27 protein-coding genes are annotated in these 18,100 nt (G+C 63.4%); all 27 read left to right on the forward strand.

Annotation, left to right across the window (positions count from 1 at the left end; genetic code table 11):
• Nucleotides 1-16: 16 nt before the first annotated feature.
• The 27 genes from rplN (at nt 17) to PAF18_RS04135 (ending at nt 18,037) form a co-directional block, all read left to right on the forward strand.
• On the forward strand, nt 17-385 hold the full coding sequence (gene rplN / locus PAF18_RS04005) for a 50S ribosomal protein L14 (protein ID WP_271117332.1): 369 nt from the start codon (nt 17-19) through the stop codon (nt 383-385).
• Nucleotides 385-690, forward strand: coding sequence for a 50S ribosomal protein L24 (gene rplX, locus PAF18_RS04010; protein ID WP_271117333.1), 306 nt, complete (start codon nt 385-387; stop codon nt 688-690). Before rplN ends, rplX begins: the two co-directional genes overlap by 1 nt.
• A complete protein-coding gene (gene rplE, locus PAF18_RS04015) occupies nt 690-1,250 on the forward strand; it encodes a 50S ribosomal protein L5 (RefSeq protein WP_271117334.1) in 561 nt (186 codons plus the stop codon). Before rplX ends, rplE begins: the two co-directional genes overlap by 1 nt.
• A 19-nt stretch (nt 1,251-1,269) precedes the next feature.
• Nucleotides 1,270-1,575: a 30S ribosomal protein S14 gene (gene rpsN, locus PAF18_RS04020; protein ID WP_271117335.1), complete on the forward strand. Its 306-nt coding sequence runs from the start codon at nt 1,270-1,272 to the stop codon at nt 1,573-1,575.
• A 10-nt stretch (nt 1,576-1,585) separates the two neighbouring features.
• Complete coding sequence (gene rpsH, locus PAF18_RS04025) at nt 1,586-1,984, forward strand: 30S ribosomal protein S8 (RefSeq protein ID WP_271117336.1); 399 nt, start codon at nt 1,586-1,588, stop codon at nt 1,982-1,984.
• A gap of 10 nt (nt 1,985-1,994) precedes the next feature.
• Nucleotides 1,995-2,528 carry a 50S ribosomal protein L6 gene (rplF, locus tag PAF18_RS04030; protein ID WP_271117337.1) on the forward strand — a complete coding sequence of 178 codons (534 nt, stop codon included), beginning with the start codon at nt 1,995-1,997 and terminating at the stop codon, nt 2,526-2,528.
• 11 nt (nt 2,529-2,539) lie between these two features.
• On the forward strand, nt 2,540-2,899 hold the full coding sequence (rplR, locus tag PAF18_RS04035) for a 50S ribosomal protein L18 (protein WP_271117338.1): 360 nt from the start codon (nt 2,540-2,542) through the stop codon (nt 2,897-2,899).
• Nucleotides 2,900-3,023: 124 nt separating this feature from the next.
• Complete coding sequence (rpsE, locus tag PAF18_RS04040) at nt 3,024-3,620, forward strand: 30S ribosomal protein S5 (protein ID WP_271117339.1); 597 nt, start codon at nt 3,024-3,026, stop codon at nt 3,618-3,620.
• Between the two features lie 12 nt (nt 3,621-3,632).
• Complete coding sequence (gene rpmD / locus PAF18_RS04045; RefSeq protein ID WP_271117340.1) at nt 3,633-3,821, forward strand: 50S ribosomal protein L30; 189 nt, start codon at nt 3,633-3,635, stop codon at nt 3,819-3,821.
• 125 nt (nt 3,822-3,946) lie between these two features.
• The gene (locus tag PAF18_RS04050; RefSeq protein WP_271117341.1) at nt 3,947-4,528 is read left to right on the forward strand and encodes a hypothetical protein; all 582 of its coding nucleotides are present in this window, start codon (nt 3,947-3,949) and stop codon (nt 4,526-4,528) included.
• Entirely contained in the window at nt 4,473-5,009 is a 537-nt protein-coding gene (locus PAF18_RS04055; protein ID WP_271117342.1) for a hypothetical protein, read from the forward strand. The genes PAF18_RS04050 and PAF18_RS04055 overlap by 56 nt, the downstream gene beginning before the upstream one ends.
• A gap of 69 nt (nt 5,010-5,078) precedes the next feature.
• Complete coding sequence (locus PAF18_RS04060; RefSeq protein ID WP_271117343.1) at nt 5,079-5,279, forward strand: hypothetical protein; 201 nt, start codon at nt 5,079-5,081, stop codon at nt 5,277-5,279.
• A gap of 463 nt (nt 5,280-5,742) precedes the next feature.
• Nucleotides 5,743-6,228 (forward strand): 50S ribosomal protein L15, encoded by a 486-nt coding sequence (gene rplO / locus PAF18_RS04065; protein ID WP_271117344.1) that lies wholly within the window; start codon nt 5,743-5,745, stop codon nt 6,226-6,228.
• 122 nt (nt 6,229-6,350) lie between these two features.
• On the forward strand, nt 6,351-7,730 hold the full coding sequence (secY, locus tag PAF18_RS04070; RefSeq protein WP_271117345.1) for a preprotein translocase subunit SecY: 1,380 nt from the start codon (nt 6,351-6,353) through the stop codon (nt 7,728-7,730).
• Nucleotides 7,731-7,769: 39 nt separating this feature from the next.
• Nucleotides 7,770-8,423 (forward strand): adenylate kinase, encoded by a 654-nt coding sequence (locus tag PAF18_RS04075; protein ID WP_271117346.1) that lies wholly within the window; start codon nt 7,770-7,772, stop codon nt 8,421-8,423.
• Between the two features lie 235 nt (nt 8,424-8,658).
• Nucleotides 8,659-9,027, forward strand: a complete 369-nt coding sequence (gene rpsM / locus PAF18_RS04080) for a 30S ribosomal protein S13 (protein ID WP_271117347.1) — start codon at nt 8,659-8,661, stop codon at nt 9,025-9,027.
• 12 nt (nt 9,028-9,039) lie between these two features.
• Entirely contained in the window at nt 9,040-9,429 is a 390-nt protein-coding gene (gene rpsK, locus PAF18_RS04085) for a 30S ribosomal protein S11 (RefSeq protein WP_090521060.1), read from the forward strand.
• 118 nt (nt 9,430-9,547) lie between these two features.
• Nucleotides 9,548-10,564, forward strand: a complete 1,017-nt coding sequence (locus PAF18_RS04090) for a DNA-directed RNA polymerase subunit alpha (RefSeq protein ID WP_271117348.1) — start codon at nt 9,548-9,550, stop codon at nt 10,562-10,564.
• Nucleotides 10,565-10,679: 115 nt separating this feature from the next.
• A complete protein-coding gene (gene rplQ / locus PAF18_RS04095) occupies nt 10,680-11,099 on the forward strand; it encodes a 50S ribosomal protein L17 (protein ID WP_271117349.1) in 420 nt (139 codons plus the stop codon).
• A gap of 280 nt (nt 11,100-11,379) precedes the next feature.
• Complete coding sequence (locus tag PAF18_RS04100) at nt 11,380-11,991, forward strand: helix-turn-helix transcriptional regulator (protein ID WP_271117350.1); 612 nt, start codon at nt 11,380-11,382, stop codon at nt 11,989-11,991.
• Nucleotides 11,992-12,049: 58 nt separating this feature from the next.
• Nucleotides 12,050-12,640 carry an acyl-homoserine-lactone synthase gene (locus PAF18_RS04105; protein WP_271117351.1) on the forward strand — a complete coding sequence of 197 codons (591 nt, stop codon included), beginning with the start codon at nt 12,050-12,052 and terminating at the stop codon, nt 12,638-12,640.
• Nucleotides 12,641-12,681: 41 nt separating this feature from the next.
• On the forward strand, nt 12,682-14,010 hold the full coding sequence (locus PAF18_RS04110) for a replication-associated recombination protein A (RefSeq protein ID WP_271117352.1): 1,329 nt from the start codon (nt 12,682-12,684) through the stop codon (nt 14,008-14,010).
• 111 nt (nt 14,011-14,121) lie between these two features.
• Nucleotides 14,122-14,496: a fluoride efflux transporter CrcB gene (crcB, locus tag PAF18_RS04115; RefSeq protein WP_271117353.1), complete on the forward strand. Its 375-nt coding sequence runs from the start codon at nt 14,122-14,124 to the stop codon at nt 14,494-14,496.
• Nucleotides 14,493-15,536 carry an RluA family pseudouridine synthase gene (locus PAF18_RS04120; protein ID WP_271117354.1) on the forward strand — a complete coding sequence of 348 codons (1,044 nt, stop codon included), beginning with the start codon at nt 14,493-14,495 and terminating at the stop codon, nt 15,534-15,536. Before crcB ends, PAF18_RS04120 begins: the two co-directional genes overlap by 4 nt.
• On the forward strand, nt 15,533-16,186 hold the full coding sequence (locus PAF18_RS04125; RefSeq protein ID WP_271117355.1) for an HAD-IA family hydrolase: 654 nt from the start codon (nt 15,533-15,535) through the stop codon (nt 16,184-16,186). Before PAF18_RS04120 ends, PAF18_RS04125 begins: the two co-directional genes overlap by 4 nt.
• The gene (locus PAF18_RS04130) at nt 16,183-16,893 is read left to right on the forward strand and encodes an ATP12 family chaperone protein (RefSeq protein WP_271117356.1); all 711 of its coding nucleotides are present in this window, start codon (nt 16,183-16,185) and stop codon (nt 16,891-16,893) included. Before PAF18_RS04125 ends, PAF18_RS04130 begins: the two co-directional genes overlap by 4 nt.
• 118 nt (nt 16,894-17,011) lie before the next feature.
• The gene (locus tag PAF18_RS04135) at nt 17,012-18,037 is read left to right on the forward strand and encodes an amino acid ABC transporter substrate-binding protein (protein ID WP_271117357.1); all 1,026 of its coding nucleotides are present in this window, start codon (nt 17,012-17,014) and stop codon (nt 18,035-18,037) included.
• Nucleotides 18,038-18,100: the final 63 nt, after the last annotated feature.

Consider the following 18,100-nt stretch of genomic DNA (forward strand, 5'->3'; position numbering starts at 1 on the left):
AGGTCGGGAGTTAACCATGATCCAGATGCAGACCAATCTGGATGTCGCTGACAATTCCGGAGCCCGGAAGGTTCAGTGCATCAAGGTTCTGGGTGGTTCGCACCGTCGCTATGCGTCGGTGGGCGACATCATTGTCGTATCCGTCAAGGAAGCCATCCCGCGCGGTCGCGTGAAGAAAGGCGATGTCCGCAAGGCCGTCGTCGTGCGCACCGCCAAGGAAGTGAAACGCGAAGACGGCACCTCGATCCGCTTCGACCAGAACGCCGCCGTCATTCTGAACAACCAGAACGAGCCGGTCGGCACCCGTATCTTCGGGCCGGTCGTGCGCGAGCTGCGTGCCAAGAACTTCATGAAGATCATCTCGCTCGCTCCGGAGGTGCTGTGATGGCTGCCAAGCTGAAGAAGGGCGACAAGGTCGTCGTGCTCGCCGGCAAGGACAAGGGCAAGCAGGGTGAAATTACCCAGATCATGCCCAAGGACGGCAAGGCGGTCGTGGACGGCGTGAATATCGCGCTGCGCCATACCCGTCAGTCGCAGAGCAGCCAGGGCGGCCGTGTTCCCAAGAACATGCCGATCGACCTGTCGAATCTGGCTCTGCTGGACAAGAACGGCAAAGCGACCCGTGTCGGCTTCCGCGAGGAAGACGGCAAGAAGGTCCGTTTCGCCAAGACCACGGGAGACGTGATCTGATGCTGGACGAATCCAAGTACACGCCGCGTCTGCGCCAGCAGTTCCGCGACAAGATCAAGGCCGCTCTGAAGGAAGAGTTCGGCTATAAGAACGACATGCAGATCCCGAAGCTCGACAAGATCGTGCTGAACATGGGCATCGGCGAGGCGGTCAAGGACACCAAGAAGGTCAAGCAGGGCGCGGAAGAGCTGTCGCTCATCGCGGGCCAGAAGGCTGTCACGACCAAGGCGAAGAATTCGATCGCCGGCTTCCGCGTCCGCGAGGACATGCCGCTTGGCGCCAAGGTGACGCTGCGGGGCGACCGGATGTATGAATTCCTCGATCGCCTGATCAACATCGCGCTGCCGCGCGTCCGCGACTTCCGCGGCGTGAAGGGCACGGCGTTTGACGGCCGCGGCAATTACGCCATGGGCCTCAAGGAACATATCGTGTTCCCGGAAATCAACTTCGACCAGGTCGACGAAGTTCTGGGGATGGACATCATCATCTGCACCACCGCGAAGACCGACGCGGAAGCGAAGGCGCTGTTGAAGCATTTCAACATGCCGTTCAACAGCTGATCGCGGAGGGAAAGAAGATATGGCTAAGAAATCCATGATTGAGCGCGAAAAGAAGCGCCAGCGCCTGGTCGAGAAATACGCCGACAAGCGCGCCGAGCTGAACGAGATCATCCACGATCAGGAACGCCCGATGGAAGAGCGCTTCAAGGCGACTCTGAAACTGGCCGAACTGCCGCGCAATTCGTCGCCGACGCGCCTGCATAACCGGTGCCAGCTCACCGGTCGTCCGCATGCGTATTACCGCAAACTGAAACTCAGCCGGATCATGCTGCGCGAGCTTGGCGCTCAGGGCGCGATCCCGGGCCTGGTCAAATCGAGCTGGTAAGGGGGCGACAATGAATATGAACGATCCTCTCGGCGATATGCTGACCCGCATCCGCAACTCGCAGCTGCGCGGCAAATCGACCGTCCGCACGCCGGCGTCCAAGCTGCGTGGCTGGGTGCTGGATGTGCTCCAGTCCGAAGGCTATATCCGCGGCTATGAAGAAGTCACCACCGAGGCCGGCCACAAGGAGCTGGAAATCTCGCTGAAATACTTCGACGGCCAGCCGGTCATCCGCGAACTGTCCCGTGTGTCCAAGCCGGGCCGCCGCGTCTATGCCGGTGCCAAGGAAATTCCGCAGGTCCGCCAGGGTCTGGGCGTTTCCATCGTCTCGACGCCGAAAGGCGTGATGTCGGATGCAAATGCACGCAACGCCAATGTCGGCGGTGAAGTGCTCTGCACCGTATTCTAAGGAGGGCAGCATGTCTCGTATTGGTAAACGACCGGTCGAACTGCCCCAGGGCGTGACGGCCGAGATCAAAGGTCAGACGATCGAGGTGAAGGGGCCGAAAGGCACCCGCAGCTTCACCGCGAATGACGATGTCGAGCTGAAGATGGAAGAGGGCAATGTTGTCGTCTCTCCGCGCGGGCTGTCCAAGCGCGCGCGCCAGCAATGGGGCATGACGCGCTCGATGGTCCAGAACCTGGCCACCGGCGTGTCGGAAGGCTTCAAGAAAGAGCTGGAAATCCAGGGCGTCGGCTATCGCGCGCAGATGCAGGGCAAGACCCTGAAACTGTCGCTCGGCTATTCGCATGAGGTGAATTTCGAAACGCCCGACGGCGTGACGATCACCGCGCCGAAGCAGACCGAAATCGTTGTGGAAGGCATCGATCAGCAGCAGGTTGGTCAGGTTGCCGCGAATATCCGCGAGTGGCGCACGCCCGAGCCCTATAAGGGCAAGGGGATCCGCTACAAGGGCGAATATATCTTCCGCAAGGAAGGCAAGAAGAAGTAAGGGGCGCAGAAATGGCACTGAAAAAGAGAGATCTGTTCCTCAAGCGCCGCCTGCGCAACCGGAACAAGCTGCGCGCGGAAGGCTCTGGCCGCCCGCGCCTGTCGGTTCACCGTTCGTCGAAGAACATCTCGGTCCAGCTGATCGACGACGTCCAGGGGCGCACCCTGGCCGCCGCCTCGACGCTGGAAAAGGATCTCGGCGTGGTGGGCAAGAACAATGTCGAAGCGGCGGCCAAGGTCGGCGCGGCGATTGCGGAACGGGCCAAGAAGGCCGGTGTCGAAGAAGTCGTCTTCGACCGTGGCGGATTCCTGTTCCACGGCAAGGTCAAGGCGCTTGCCGACGCAGCCCGCGAAGGCGGTCTGAAGTTCTGAGACCTGTGGGCGGCGATCTCGCCGTCCCGATGATCCGGGGGCAGGGGGCTTCGGCCGGCCTGCCCACCTGGATTGAGTTCAACGGCGTCGCCACGAAGCGCGCCACCATGTGAAGGAATGCCGAATGGCAGAACGTGATAACCGCCGGGGCGGCCGCCGCGATCAGCGCGACGAGACCCCCGAATTCGCCGACCGTCTGGTCGCGATCAACCGTGTGTCCAAGACCGTCAAGGGTGGTAAGCGCTTCGGCTTTGCCGCTCTGGTCGTCGTGGGCGATCAGCGGGGCCGTGTCGGCTTCGGCAAGGGCAAGGCCAAAGAGGTGCCCGAGGCGATCCGCAAGGCGACCGAACAGGCCAAGCGCAACATGATCCGCGTGCCGCTGCGCGACGGGCGCACGCTGCACCACGACACCACCGGCCGCCACGGCGCGGGCCGCGTCGTGATGCGCACCGCCGTTCCGGGGACCGGGATCATCGCCGGTGGTCCGATGCGCGCCGTGTTCGAGATGCTGGGCGTTCAGGACGTCGTGGCGAAATCGCTGGGCTCGCAGAACCCCTATAACATGATCCGCGCCACGCTGGACGGTCTGAAATCCGAAGCCTCGCCGCGCTCGGTCGCGCAGCGTCGCGGCAAGAAGGTCGCCGACATCCTGCCCTCGCAGGACAAGGCTCCGGAAGCGGAAGCCGGCACCGACGCGACCGTCACTTCGGCGCAGGCGTAAGGAGTTAGGCATATGGCAAAGACCATCGTCGTCAAGCAGATCGGCAGCCCGATCCGCCGCCCCGCCATCCAGCGTGAGACGCTGAAAGGGCTGGGCCTGAACAAGATGAACCGCACCCGCGAGCTGGAAGACACGCCCGCGATCCGGGGCATGGTGGCGAAGATCCCGCATCTCGCGACCATCATCGAAGAAAAGAACTGAGGATCAGGCCGGGGCGACCCGGCCTTTTTCTTTGCAGTCAAGACCCGGACCCTGAATTGAAGAAAATCGGCAGTCTCAGAGCCCTCGACGCGCTTGGTCGGGTTCAGCTGTCAGGCTCGTTCTTCATGCGCGAGTTTCTCTATAGTGAAGTCGCGGCCCATCACGGAATGCCCAACATCCCCGACGATCCAGAGCTGGCCATCGCCGCGGGCAAGGCGCTTTGCGAAAACCTCCTCGAGCCATTGCAGGCCACATTCGGACGGATCGTGATACGCTCGGCCTATCGCTCATCGACGGTGAACGCTTTCTGCAATGCACAGCGGCGCGCCGGAAAGCCGGGCTATAGCTGCGCCTCGAATGAATCCAACCATGCCGCGCATATTTGGGATCGCCGTGACGCCGAAGGGAATATGGGGGCGACCGCCTGTATCGTCATCCCCTGGTTTGCCCGGCGCTATCAGGCGGGTGCCGACTGGCGGGCGCTCGCCTGGTGGATTCATGACCATCTGCCATATTCCTCGATGTATTTCTTCCCGCGTCTTGCGGCGTTCAACCTCAACTGGCGTGAAAACCCTCTGCGCGAGATCCGCAGCTATGTCGCCCCCAAGGGCAAGCTGACCGGTCCGGGCATGAGCGGGCATGAGGGCAGCCATGCCCAATTCTACGAAGGCTGGCCGGTTCTGGCCGTCCCGGAGCCGACCGGCTGAGGCCACCACCATTCCCCGCAAACCCTTCCTTTATGAACCGCTCAACCGGCTGAAGCCGCTGGCGGAGGATCTGTGGATCGTGGACGGGCCGCGCATTTCGATGAATGTCGGCCCGTTCCGCACCCCGTTTCCCACTCGCATGACCGTGATCCGGCTGCCCGAGGGGGTGTTTCTGCACTCTCCCATCGCCTTCGATGCGGGGCTGGCAGAAGCGGTGGCAGCGCTCGGCCCGGTGCGCTGGCTGATCGCGCCGAACCTGATCCACTACGCCTCGGTCCAGCCCTGGCTCAATGCCTTCCCCGAAGCAGAAAGCTGGGCGTCGACGGAATCGAGGCGCGGGCTGCGCGGCATCGCATCCCGATCACGATCCACCACCGGCTCGGAGGTGCCGCGCCTTGGGCCGGCCAGATCGAGGAAATCCCGGTCCGTTCGCGCTTCATGGATGAGGTCGAATTCTTTCACCATCCCAGCCGCACCCTGATCCTGACCGATCTGATCGAGGCGTTTTCGCCGCAGCGCATCGGCCCGCTATGGCGGCTGATCTATCGCCTTGCGGGCAATCTGGGACCGATCGGCGGGGGCGCCGCGCGATTTCCGGCTGACCTTTCGCGGCCACATGCCCGCCGCCCGCGCCGCCGCGCAGCGCATGGTCGCGCTTCAGCCCGAACGTGTGATCATCGCCCATGGCGACTGCTATCTGGAAGATGCGCCCGACAGGCTGCGGCGTGGCCTTGGCTGGCTGCTGCGCTGAGCGCGACGGGCAGACCTTGCCGAACAGGCGGGGATTGGGACCAGCTCTGGATAAACTGGGAACGTGAAGCAGATCACCTTGCAACGCACACACACATAACACATCCAGAGCCAGTCCCGAGAGGAGGGCCCCATATGCCAGTGTCTGCGCTGAAACGGGCCAGGCCCGCCGGATCGTCCCTTACGTCAGCATCTTTGCGGGCTTGGCGGCACCGCAGCTTCTCAGACCCTTGTTAACTTGCACATATTTCGAGGGTTGGCAAGATTCCGCCGATCAAGTTTTCTTAATTTTTTCTGTCGGGGACCGCGCTGCCTGTTGCGGAAGCAAGTGCCCTGCTTGACCCCGCGGCGATTTCTCTGTAGCGACCCACGGTGCCTTGCCATAGGCACGCGACTCACAACCAAGAAACGCCGTGTTCGTCCCTTTCGCTTCGCGGGACGTCTCCGGCATCAGGAGAAGCGATATGAAACTGCATGAACTCCGCGACAATGAAGGCGCGAACCAGAAGAAAAAGCGCGTGGCGCGCGGCCCCGGCTCGGGGAAGGGCAAGACCGCCGGGCGCGGCATCAAGGGTCAGACCTCGCGTTCGGGCGTGGCGCTGAACGGCTATGAAGGCGGCCAGATGCCGCTGTATCGCCGCCTGCCCAAGCGCGGCTTTTCCAATCCAAACCGCCTGAAATTCGCCGTGGTCAATCTGGGCCAGCTGCAAGGCTTCATCGACGCCGGCAAACTTGACGCCAAGGGCGCCGTCACCGCCGACACGCTGCTTGAGGCCGGTGTCATCCGCCGCAAGCTGGACGGCGTGCGTCTGCTGGGCAATGGCGAGCTGAAGGCGAAGCTGGACCTGACCGTCGCCGGTGCCTCGAAATCGGCCATCGAAGCGGTCGAGAAAGCAGGCGGCAAGGTCACCGTCACCACCCCGGCCCGCCAAGAAGCCGCGGCCGAGTGATTGTGCTTGTGAGGGGACGCCCGTCCCCTTACATACACAACCGAGTTTTCCTTTCGCGCCGCGGGATCTCATCAGGTCCGGCGGCGCTGACATGATACGACCCGCAATCTGGGGGCACTTACATGGCGTCAGCCGCAGAACAGATGGCCGCGAACCTCTCCTGGGGGGCGCTCGGCAAGGCCACGGAACTTCGTCAGCGAATCTGGTTCACCCTCGGGTTGCTGATCATCTACCGCCTCGGCACCTATATTCCGGTTCCCGGCATCGACGGGGCCGCGCTGCGCAACTTCATGGAGCAGGCGGGTTCCGGCATCGGCGGTATGCTGTCCATGTTCACCGGCGGCGCGCTGGGCCGGATGGGTGTCTTTGCGCTCGGCATCATGCCCTATATCTCGGCCTCGATCATCGTGCAGCTTCTGGCCTCGATGGTGCCCGCGCTCGAACAGATGAAAAAGGAAGGCGAGCAGGGCCGCAAGAAGATCAACCAGTATACCCGCTATGCCACGGTGGCGCTGGCGCTGTTCCAGGCTTACGGGCTTGCGCGCAGCCTCGAAGCGGGCGGGCTGGCCCATGATCCCGGCGCCTTCTTCCAGGCATCGGTGGTCATTACGCTGGTCGGCGGCACCATGTTCCTGATGTGGCTCGGCGAACAGATCACCGCGCGCGGTATCGGCAACGGCATCTCGCTGATCATCTTCGTCGGCATCGTCGCCGAGATCCCCGGCGCGCTGGCGCAGTTCTTCAGCCAGGGCCGGTCGGGTGCGATCTCGACACCGGTCATCATCGGCATCATCGTGATGGTCATCGCCGTGATCACCTTCGTGGTGTTCATGGAGCGCGCGCTGCGCAAGATCACCATCCAGTATCCGCGCCGCCAGGTCGGCATGAAGGTCTATGACGGCCAGTCCAGCCACCTGCCGATCAAGGTCAACCCGGCCGGCGTGATCCCGGCGATCTTCGCCAGTTCGCTTTTGCTGCTGCCGGTGACCATCTCGACCTTCTCGGGCAACGAGACCGGGCCGATCATGTCGCGCGTGCTGGCCTATTTCGGCCCCGGTCAGCCGCTCTATCTGATCTTCTTCGCCGGGATGATCATCTTCTTCGCCTATTTCTATACGCAGAACGTGTCGTTCAAATCCGACGACGTGGCGGACAACCTAAAGAACCAGGGCGGCTTCATCCCCGGTATCCGGCCCGGCAAGAAGACGGTGGATTACCTCGATTACGTGGTGAACCGCATCCTCGTGATCGGCTCGGTCTATCTGGCCGCGGTCTGCCTGCTGCCGGAAATCGTGCGCGGCCAGTTCTCCGTGCCGTTCTATTTCGGCGGCACCTCGGTGCTGATCGTGGTTTCGGTGACGATGGACACGATCAACCAGGTGCAAAGCCACTTGCTCGCCCATCAATATGAAGGTCTGATCGAGAAGTCCCAGCTTCGCGGCAAGCGCAAGCCGGGCAGCGGCGGCAAGCCGAAGAAACGCAAGGCGCCGGCGCGCCGCTGAGGCGCCGGCCCGAATCTCAGGGAAGAGGGACCCCGCAACATGACCTTGAACATCATACTGCTTGGACCCCCGGGGGCCGGTAAGGGAACCCAGGCACGGCGTCTGGTCGAAGAGCGCGGGCTGGTCCAGCTCTCGACCGGAGACATGCTGCGCGAGGCGCGTTCCTCGGGAACCGAGATGGGCAAGGTCGTGGCCGAGGTGATGGATAAGGGGCAACTGGTCACCGACGAAATCGTCATCGGGCTGATCCGCGAAAAACTGGAAAGCTCCGACGCGCCCGGCTTCATCTTCGACGGCTTCCCGCGCACCCTCGCGCAGGCCGACGCTCTGGGAGAGCTGCTTGGCGATATGGGCCAGAAGGTCGATGCGGTGATCGAGATGCAGGTCGATGACGAGGCGCTCGTCCGCCGCATCACCGGCCGCTACACCTGCGGAAATTGCGGCGAGGTCTATCACGACGAGACCCGCCCCACCGCCAAGGACGGCGTCTGCGATGTCTGCGGCTCGACCGATCTGCGCCGCCGCGCCGACGACAACGAAGACAGCCTCAAGACCCGCCTTCTCGAATATTACAAGAAGACCTCGCCGCTGATCGGCTATTACTATGCCAAGGGCGAGCTGCATCGGATCGACGGTCTGGCCGCCGTGGACGAGGTCGCGGCCGAGCTTTCGGCGGTGCTCGCCAGGCTGTAACGACTCCGCCTCACCCTGACCGAAATATCCCGGGGGAGGCCGCAGGCCGGGGGCAGCGCCCCCATCGGCGCCGCAGCAGTTGACAAAGCGTGAATTGACGACTACGTCACGGCATCCCGCCAAGGGGAATCACCATTCCGGTGAACTCGATCAGGCCCGAAAGCCGTCTTTCGGGCCTTCGGTTGTGAAAAAAGGTTCCGGCGCTACGGAACCGCAACAAAGAAAAGGATAACGCGTGGCTCGTATTGCTGGCGTCAATATTCCGACGGGGAAGCGTGTCCCCATCGCACTGACCTATATCCACGGCATCGGTCCGGCCTATGCCAACCAGATCATCGAAGCGGTCGGCATCGAACCGACCCGTCGCGTCAATGAGCTTTCGGATGCCGAAGTGCTTCAGATCCGCGAATATATCGACGGCAACCTGACCGTCGAAGGCGATCTGCGCCGCGAGAACCAGATGAACATCAAGCGTCTGATGGATCTCGGCTCTTACCGTGGTCTGCGTCACCGCCGCGGCCTTCCGGTCCGCGGTCAGCGCACCCACACCAATGCCCGCACCCGCAAGGGCCCGGCGAAACCCATCGCCGGCAAGAAGAAGTAAGGAGGCAGGCATATGGCACGTGACAAGACCCGGACCCGCCGCAAGGAGCGGAAGAACATCGCGGCAGGCGTCGCGCATGTGAACAGCTCGTTCAACAACACCAAGATCCTGATCTCGGACGTTCAGGGCAACGCGATCGCGTGGTCCTCGGCCGGCACGATGGGTTTCAAGGGTTCGCGCAAATCGACCCCTTACGCCGCCCAGATGGCCGCTGAAGACGCCGGCAAGAAGGCGCAGGAACACGGCGTCCGCACGCTGGAAGTCGAAGTGCAGGGCCCCGGCTCTGGCCGTGAATCGGCGCTGCGCGCGCTGGCCGCGGTCGGCTTCAACATCACCGCGATCCGCGACGTGACCCCGATCGCGCATAACGGCGTTCGCCCGCCGAAGCGCCGCCGCGTCTGATCCTGACTGACATGCCTGCCTGCGCCGCCCTGCTGCGGTGCAGGCGGGTCTTTTCGCATTTCACCTCGGGCGTTCCGGTCCACGATCATGGGAACGGAACAGGTATGGAGGCAAACGCATGATCCACAAGAACTGGGCCGAGCTGATCAAGCCCTCGCAGCTTGACATCAAGACCGGCGCCGATGCGACCCGCAGCGCGACGGTCACCGCCGAACCGCTGGAGCGTGGCTTCGGTCTCACCCTCGGCAACGCGCTGCGCCGGGTGCTGCTGTCCTCGCTGCAGGGCGCGGCGATCACCAGCGTGCAGATCGACAATGTGCTGCATGAATTCTCGTCCGTCGCCGGCGTCCGCGAGGACGTGACCGATATCGTGCTGAACCTGAAGGGCGTCACGCTCAAGATGGATGTCGAAGGCACCAAGCGACTGACCCTGGCCGCGAAAGGTCCGGGCGAGGTCAAGGCGAGCGACATTCAGGAAACCGCGGGCATCACCGTGCTGAACCGCGACCATGTGATCTGCCATCTCGATGACGGCGCGGATCTCAACATGGAGCTGACCGTCACCACCGGCAAGGGCTATGTCGCCGCCGACAAGAACCGTCCCGACGATGCGCCCATCGGGCTGATCCCCATCGACGCGATCTTTTCGCCGGTCAAGCGCGTCAGCTATGAAGTGACCCCGACCCGTGAGGGTCAGGTGCTGGATTATGACAAGCTGACCATGAAGATCGAGACGGATGGCTCGCTGACCCCGGAAGATGCCGTCGCCTATGCCGCGCGCATTCTGCAGGACCAGCTGTCGGTCTTCGTGAACTTCGACGAGCCGGAAGCCGCCCGCGCGCAAAGCGATGATGACGGTCTGGAATTCGATCCGCGCTTGCTCAAGAAGGTGGACGAGCTGGAATTGTCGGTCCGTTCGGCAAACTGCCTGAAGAACGACAATATCGTCTATATCGGCGATCTGATCCAGAAAACCGAAGCCGAGATGCTGCGCACGCCGAATTTCGGCCGCAAATCGCTGAACGAGATCAAGGAAGTGCTCTCGGGCATGGGCCTGCATCTCGGGATGGATGTGGTCGACTGGCCGCCGGAAAACATCGAGGACCTCGCCAAGCGGTTCGACGACCAGTTTTGACGACGGCCGGGGCGGCATGTCCGCCCCGCCGACGACCGGGCATTCCGCCCCAAGGAGAGCGGTCCGCAACGCATGGGCCGCCAGACAAAGCAAAAGACGTTAAAGGAGAAACATCATGCGTCACGCACGTGGCTATCGCCGCCTCAACCGTACTCACGAGCACCGCAAGGCGCTCTTCGCCAATATGGCCGGCTCGCTGATCGAGCATGAGCAGATCAAGACGACGCTGCCGAAAGCCAAGGAATTGCGCCCGATCGTCGAGAAGCTGATCACGCTTGCCAAGCGCGGCGATCTGCATGCCCGCCGTCAGGCCGCAGCGCAGCTTAAGCAGGACAGCCATGTCGCCAAGTTGTTCGACGAGCTCGGCGAGCGCTTCAAGGATCGTCAGGGCGGCTATGTCCGCGTCCTGAAAGCCGGCTTCCGCTATGGCGACATGGCGCCGATGGCGATCATCGAGCTGGTCGATCGCGACCCGGATGCCAAAGGTGCCGCCGACCGCGCCCGGCTGGAAGCCGAGGACAACGCCGAAGAGTGATTCGGCCCTTGAATCAAGCCTGACGCCCCGCTCGTGTGAACCACGGCGGGGCGTTTTTCGTTGTACAACCGACGGAATCGCCGTCCTGTCCACCTGTACAGAAGGACATATGGGCAGCATATGTAAGTATTTTTGGCAAAGAGGATCTATTTCTTGATATTTGACGGGTCTTAACAACTACATCTTGCGATTGCGTTCGACGATTGTGCTTCACTTGTCGCAAGAAACCGTCCATGTTGCCCTTATAAGTGAGAATGACAAACTGAACGATTGCGCGGATATGCCGACCAGAGCCGAGATAAATGCGCTTCTCGCGAAGCTGAAACCCTTCGCGCCAATGGGCTATTTCATTGGCCTGCATATTCGTTTTGCCGCGCCGATTATGCAGTTCCAGACCTATTCCAAGGAATGGTCGGACCATTATTCTGCCAAGGCCTATGCGCTGCGCGACCCGATGATCGCCTGGGGGTTTTCGACCAACGGGTCGGTTCGCTGGTCCGCCGTCCCGGTGCCGGATCCCTTCGGCATTCTCAGCGACGCCGCCAAGTTCGGAATGAAATATGGTGTGGCCGTCTCGTGCGGGCCGATCAGCTCTCGCACCATCGCCGGGCTGACCCGCGACGACCGTGAATATACAGATTCCGAGATCGAGCAGATCTCGAAACTGATCCGCCAGCTCCACGATATTACGGAGCCGCCGGAGAGCCTTACCAAGGCTCAAATCGAGGCCCTTCGGTGCATCGCGGAGGGCGATCGTCATGCAGCAGCGGCGGCAAAGCTTGGCATCACGGAAAGCGCATTCAAGGCTCGGCTCATCTCGGCGCGCGAACGATTGATGGCCCGGACCACGGCGGAAGCGCTTCAACGGGCCAAGGAGTACCGTCTGCTGTAGGGCGTAGCCTTACCGATTTCGCACCTGGGGCTTTCCCTCAATCCCAGGAGAAAAGACAATGCAGACGACGACGATTTCCTTTACCAACATGCACACCCACGGCGAATTGTTCGCCAATATCCTCCGCGCCCGGCGGCAGAGTTTCATCGTGCAGAACAATTGGGATCTGCCGCAGGCGGAGGGGATGGAGTATGACCAGTACGACACCCCCGCCTCGCGCTGGGTCGCGGTGCACGAACGGGGTGAGGTCATGGCCGGGATCCGCCTGACGCCGACCACGGCGCGTTGCGGCATCTATTCCTACATGATCCGCGACGCACAGCGCGGCATCCTCGGCGGCTCGATCCCGCAGAACCTGCTTTACGAGGATGCGCCGGTCGATGAGCATATCTGGGAATCCAGCCGTGTCTTCGTCAGCCATAACGTCCCCACCGGTATCCGCCGCAAGGTTCACGCACAGCTCATCGACGGTCTCAACCAGGCCGCGCGCGAGCTGGGTGCGGTGCGCCATATCGGGCTCATCAATGCGAGCTGGCCGCGTTGGTACCGCCGCTGTGGCATGGAGGGGGAAGCGATGGGACCGGTGCTGAACTTCGATGACGGCGATTTTCAGGTCGTTTCGACGAATCTCGTTCAGAAGCTGCACTGACCCTTTTGCTTGGCAGACGGGCGGCGTATCCTCCGCCCGTCATGGCCGATCTTTTCGATAATCCGGGGCCTCCGGCGCCTGAAAGCCCGGCCGCGAAGCCGGTCCGTGCCGCGCCGCTGGCCGACCGGATCAGGCCCCGCGCGCTGTCGCAGGTGATCGGGCAGCAGAAGGTTCTGGACCGCGATGGTCCGCTGGGCGCGATGCTGGGGGCGGGCAGCCTGTCCTCGCTGATCCTCTGGGGGCCGCCCGGCGTGGGCAAGACCACCATTGCCCGGCTTCTGGCCGATGAAACCGATCTGCAATTCGTCCAGATCAGCGCGATCTTTTCCGGCGTGCCCGAGCTGCGCAAGGTTTTCGAGGCGGCAAGACTGCGGCGCGAACAGGGCGGCGGCACGCTGCTTTTCGTGGATGAGATCCACCGCTTCAACAAGGCGCAGCAGGACAGTTTCCTGCCGCATATGGAGGACGGCACCATCCTTCTGGTCGGGGCGACCACCGAGAATCCCAGCTTCGAGCTGAACGCGGCGCTTCTGTCGCGCGCGCAGGTCATCGTGCTGGAGAGGCTGTCGCTCGCCGATCTCGAACTGATGGCGCAGCGCGCCGAGAAAGAGCTTGGCCGTGCCTTGCCGCTGACCGGTTCGGCGCGTGAGGCGTTGCTGGAAATGGCCGATGGCGATGGCCGCGCGGCGCTGAACCTGATCGAGCAGGTCATGGCGTGGAAGGCCGACAAAGCTCTGGATCCCGAGGCGCTTTCGGCCCGGCTGATGAAGCGGGCGGCGAAATACGACAAGTCGGGCGACGAGCATTACAACCTGATCTCGGCGCTGCATAAATCGGTGCGCGGCAGCGATCCGGATGCGGCGCTGTATTGGCTGGGCCGGATGCTGGAGGGGGGCGAGGATCCCCGCTATCTCGCCCGGCGCATCACCCGCATGGCGGTCGAGGATATCGGCCTCGCCGATCCGGCGGCGCAGCGGCATTGCCTGGATGCCTGGGCGCTGTACGAACGGCTCGGCAGTCCCGAGGGCGAGCTGGCTCTGGCGCAGGCGGTGATCTATCTGGCGCTCGCGCCGAAATCCAATGCGGGTTACGTCGCCTATAAGGCAGCCCGGGCCGAGGCGAAGAAGACAGGCAGCCTGATGCCTCCCGCGCATATCCTGAACGCGCCCACGAAGCTGATGAAGGATCAGGGCTATGGCGCGGGCTATGCCTATGACCATGACGCCGAGGAAGGGTTCAGCGGGCAGAATTACTTCCCCGAGGGGATGAAGCGTCCGGTGCTGTATAACCCCGTCGAGCGCGGCTTTGAGCGAGAGCTGAAAAAGCGGCTCGACTGGTTCACGCAGCAAAGGCTCAAGCGCGGCGGGTGAGGGGGCTGCCGGGGGTGGCGCGTCGGTGGCGGGCCGAAGTGCCAGCACACAGCACCACCGCGCGCCGCGCGCCCGGTTGACTTTGCCCCCGCCGCGTCACATTCAACCGCCATGATGAACCCGTTTCTGCAAGTTGCCCTTGGCGGCGCGATCGGTGCGACTGCGCGCTATGGCGTTTATCAGCTGATCCCGGCGCATGGTCCCGGATTTCCGGTCGCGACTGCTGTTGTCAACGTGGCGGGCAGCTTCGTGATGGGCGTGCTTGCCGTGCTGATGGCGCAGCGTATCGGCAACCATTATGCGCCGCTGCTGCTGACCGGCGTGCTTGGCGGGTTCACCACGTTTTCCGCGTTTTCGCTGGATGCGCTGACCCTGTGGGAGCGCGGTCAGGCAGCCGGCGCGGCGGTCTATGTCGTGGCCTCGGTGCTGCTCTCGCTGCTCGCCGTCATCGCCGGGCTGGCCGTTGGCCGGGGGATCTGGGCATGAGCGGGGTGCAGGTGATCCGCATCGCGGCGGAGGATGCCGGTCAACGGCTCGATCGCTGGCTGAAGAAGCGCTTTCCGCAGCTCACCCAGGGCGCGGTGGAAAAGATGTGCCGCAAGGGCGAGCTGCGCGTCGATGGGGGACGGGTCAAGGCCAATACCCGCATCGAGGCGGGGCAGGAGGTGCGCGTGCCGCCCTTGCCCGACGCGCCCGCGCCGAAGGCCGAGGCCCCGCGCATCGCCCTGAACGACGCCGAGATGATCCAGGCGGCGGTGATCTGGAAGGACCAGCATATCATCGCGCTGAACAAGCCGCCGGGACTGCCCTCGCAGGGCGGCTCGGGGCAGGGCAACCGCCATGTGGACGGGCTCGGCGAGGCGCTGAAATTCGGCTATAAGGAAAAGCCCAAGCTGGTGCACCGGCTGGACAAGGACACCTCGGGCATCCTGCTTCTGGCGCGGACCGACCGGGTGGCGCGGGCGCTGTCCGAGGCGTTCCGGCATCGCTCGACGCGCAAGATCTACTGGGCCGCCGTGGCGGGGGTGCCAAACCCGCGCATGGGCACGATCCGCTTCGGTCTTGTCAAGGCGGGCGGGCACGGGCGCGGCGGCGAGGGCGAGAAGATGGTCGCGGTGCATCCGCGCGACATCGCCTCGACCGAGGGCGCCAAGCGTGCCACCACCGATTACGCCGTGCTGGACAATCTCGCCCAGCGGACAAGCTGGTGCGCGCTCGTGCCGATCACCGGGCGCACCCATCAGCTGCGCGCCCATATGGCCGAGCTGGGCCATCCCATCGTGGGGGACGGGAAATATGGCGGCTCGGGGCAGGAAAATCTTGGCGATGGCTGGGGCGCTCAGCTTGGAGGAGAGATCAGCCGCAAGCTGCATCTTCATGCTCGCAGCATTTCCTTTACCCATCCGATCACCAGGCAGGCGGTGCATCTGACCGCGCCCTTGCCCGATCACATGAAGCGGACATGGAAGACGCTCGGCTGGCATGAGAACGACGTGCCGGCCGACCCGTTCGAGGAGCAGGAATGAAACTTGTTGTCTTCGATGTGGATGGCACGCTGGTCGACAGTCAGGCGCTGATCGTCGGCGCGATGGAGATGGCGTTCTTAGGCGCCGGGCTGGAGCCTCTGGACCGCAGCCGGGTGCTCTCCATCGTCGGGCTGTCGTTGCCGGTGGCTGTGGAACGGCTGGCCCCTGACGCCCCCGCGTCACAACAGGAGGCCATCGTCGAGGGCTATCGCGACGCCTTCCGGACCCGCCGCATCCGGTCAGAGGCGCCGCTTTATGACGGCGCGCTGCCCTGTCTCGACCGGCTTGCGGCGCGCGACGACCTGCTTCTTGGCGTGGCGACCGGCAAATCGCGGCGCGGGCTGGACGCGATGCTGAAACATCACGATCTGGGCGGGCATTTCGTGACGCTCCAGACCGCCGACACGCACCCCTCGAAACCGCATCCCCAGATGCTGCTGACCGCCTGCGCCGAGGCCGGGGTGGAGCCGGGCGCCGCGCTGATGATCGGCGATACCGAGTTCGATATCGCTATGGCCCAGCAGGCTGGCTGTGCGGCCATCGGGGTCGGCTGGGGTTATCATCCTGCCGCCACGCTGCGCGAGATGGGGGCAGAGGTCGCCGGTGATTTCGCCGCTCTGGAGAGGATGATCGGAGATTGGGCGCAATGAGCGAGTGGAAGGCCCGCAGGTTCTGGAAACAGGCCGATGCCGAGCCGGCGGAGGGCGGCTTCCGCGTTGCGCTGGACGGTCGCCCGGTGATGACACCCGGCAAGCAGAGGCTGATCCTGCCGACCGCGGCTCTTGCCGAGGCGGTGGCGGAGGAATGGGACGCGCAGGGCGATGTGATCGACCCGCTCTCCATGCCGCTCACGAGGGCGGCGAACTCGGCCATCGAGAAGGTGACACCGCAATTCGATGCGGTGGCGGATATGCTGGCAGCCTATGGCGGCACTGATCTTCTGTGCTATCGCGCCGCCGATCCCGAAGAGCTGCGCGCGCGGCAAGAGGCGCGGTGGAACCCGTTGCTCGACTGGGCCGAGACGGCGCTTGGCGCTCGGCTGGCGGTGACGCAGGGGGTGATGCCGGTGGCGCAGGACGCGGATGCTCTGACGCGGCTGCGCGACCGGATCGGCGCGCTCGACCCGTTCCGGCTGACCGGGTTGCATGATCTGGTGACGCTGCCGGGTTCACTGATCCTGGGGTTGGCCGTGAAAGAGGGCCGGCTGAGCGCAGCTGAGGCCCATGAGTTGTCGCGGATCGACGAAGAATATCAGGCCGAGATCTGGGGTCGCGACGAAGAGGCCGACACCGCCGCCGCGAACCGGCGTGAGGCCATGCAACAGGCCGCCCGGTTCCTGGGGCTGCTGAATTCGTGAACATGCCCGCGGAGCACGCGCTTGACGCATCGCGGCTGATCGGCACAATACCGCCTATCTCGTCCGGTGGGTCGGAAGGCAAAATGGCGGCATGCCGCCTGAACGAAAAGGAAGATCCATGAAAGCTACCGCTTTTGCCGGTGTCTTTGCCGTCGCCGCCGCGATCGGAGGCGCGTCTCTGGCCGAGGATGGCGATACCCTGTCGCAGGTGCAGGAGCGCGACCGGCTGAATTGCGGCGTCAATACCGGGCTGGTGGGCTTTGCCGCGCCGGACGCCAATGGCAACTGGTCGGGTTTTGACGTGGCCTTCTGCAAGGCTGTCGCGGCGGCGGTTCTGGGCGACCCGTCAAAGGTCGATTATCATCCCACGGACGGCGAGACCCGCTTTGAGATGCTGGCCGATGGCAGCGTCGATTTGCTGGCGCGCAATACCACCTTTACCTTCTCCTTCGACACCGGGCGCGATTTCGATTTCGTCGGCGTGAACTATTATGACGGGCAGAGCTTCATGGTGCCCAAATCGCTTGGCATCACATCGGCCAAGGATCTCGACGGCGCCTCGATCTGCGTGCAGAGCGGGACCACCACCGAGCTGAACCTCAAGGATTACTTCGAAGCCAATATGATGGAATACCAGCCGGTGCGGCTGACCAGCAATGCCGAAGGTGAGCAGGAATATATGTCGGGCGCCTGCGACGCCTATACCTCGGACATGTCGGGGCTTGCCTCGACCCGCGCTGCTTTCGCGACGCCCGGCGATCATGTCATCCTGCCCGAGATCATCTCGAAAGAGCCGCTGGGTCCGGTCGTTCGGCATGGCGACAATAACTGGGCCGATATCGTCCGCTGGACGCTCTACGCGCTGATCGCCGCGGAAGAATACGGCGTGACCTCGGCCAATATCGAGGAATTGTCGAAAAACGCTCAGAACCCCGAGGTGCAGCGTCTTCTGGGTGCGAATGGCGATCTGGGCGAGATGCTGGGGCTGGATAATGAATGGGCCAAGCGGGCCATCGCCGCTTCGGGCAATTACGGCGAGATCTTCGCCGCCACCATCGGCGACCAGACCCCGATCGGGCTGGTGCGCGGGCTGAATGCGCAATGGACCCAGGGCGGGCTGATGTACGCGATGCCGTTCCGCTGACCCGCTGAACTTTCCCCACCGCATCGGACGGCGCGCAATTCTTTGAATCTGCGCGCCGTTTTA

The sequence above is a fragment of the Paracoccus sediminicola genome (assembly GCF_027912835.1).
Classification (GTDB): Bacteria; Pseudomonadota; Alphaproteobacteria; order Rhodobacterales; family Rhodobacteraceae; genus Paracoccus; species Paracoccus sediminicola.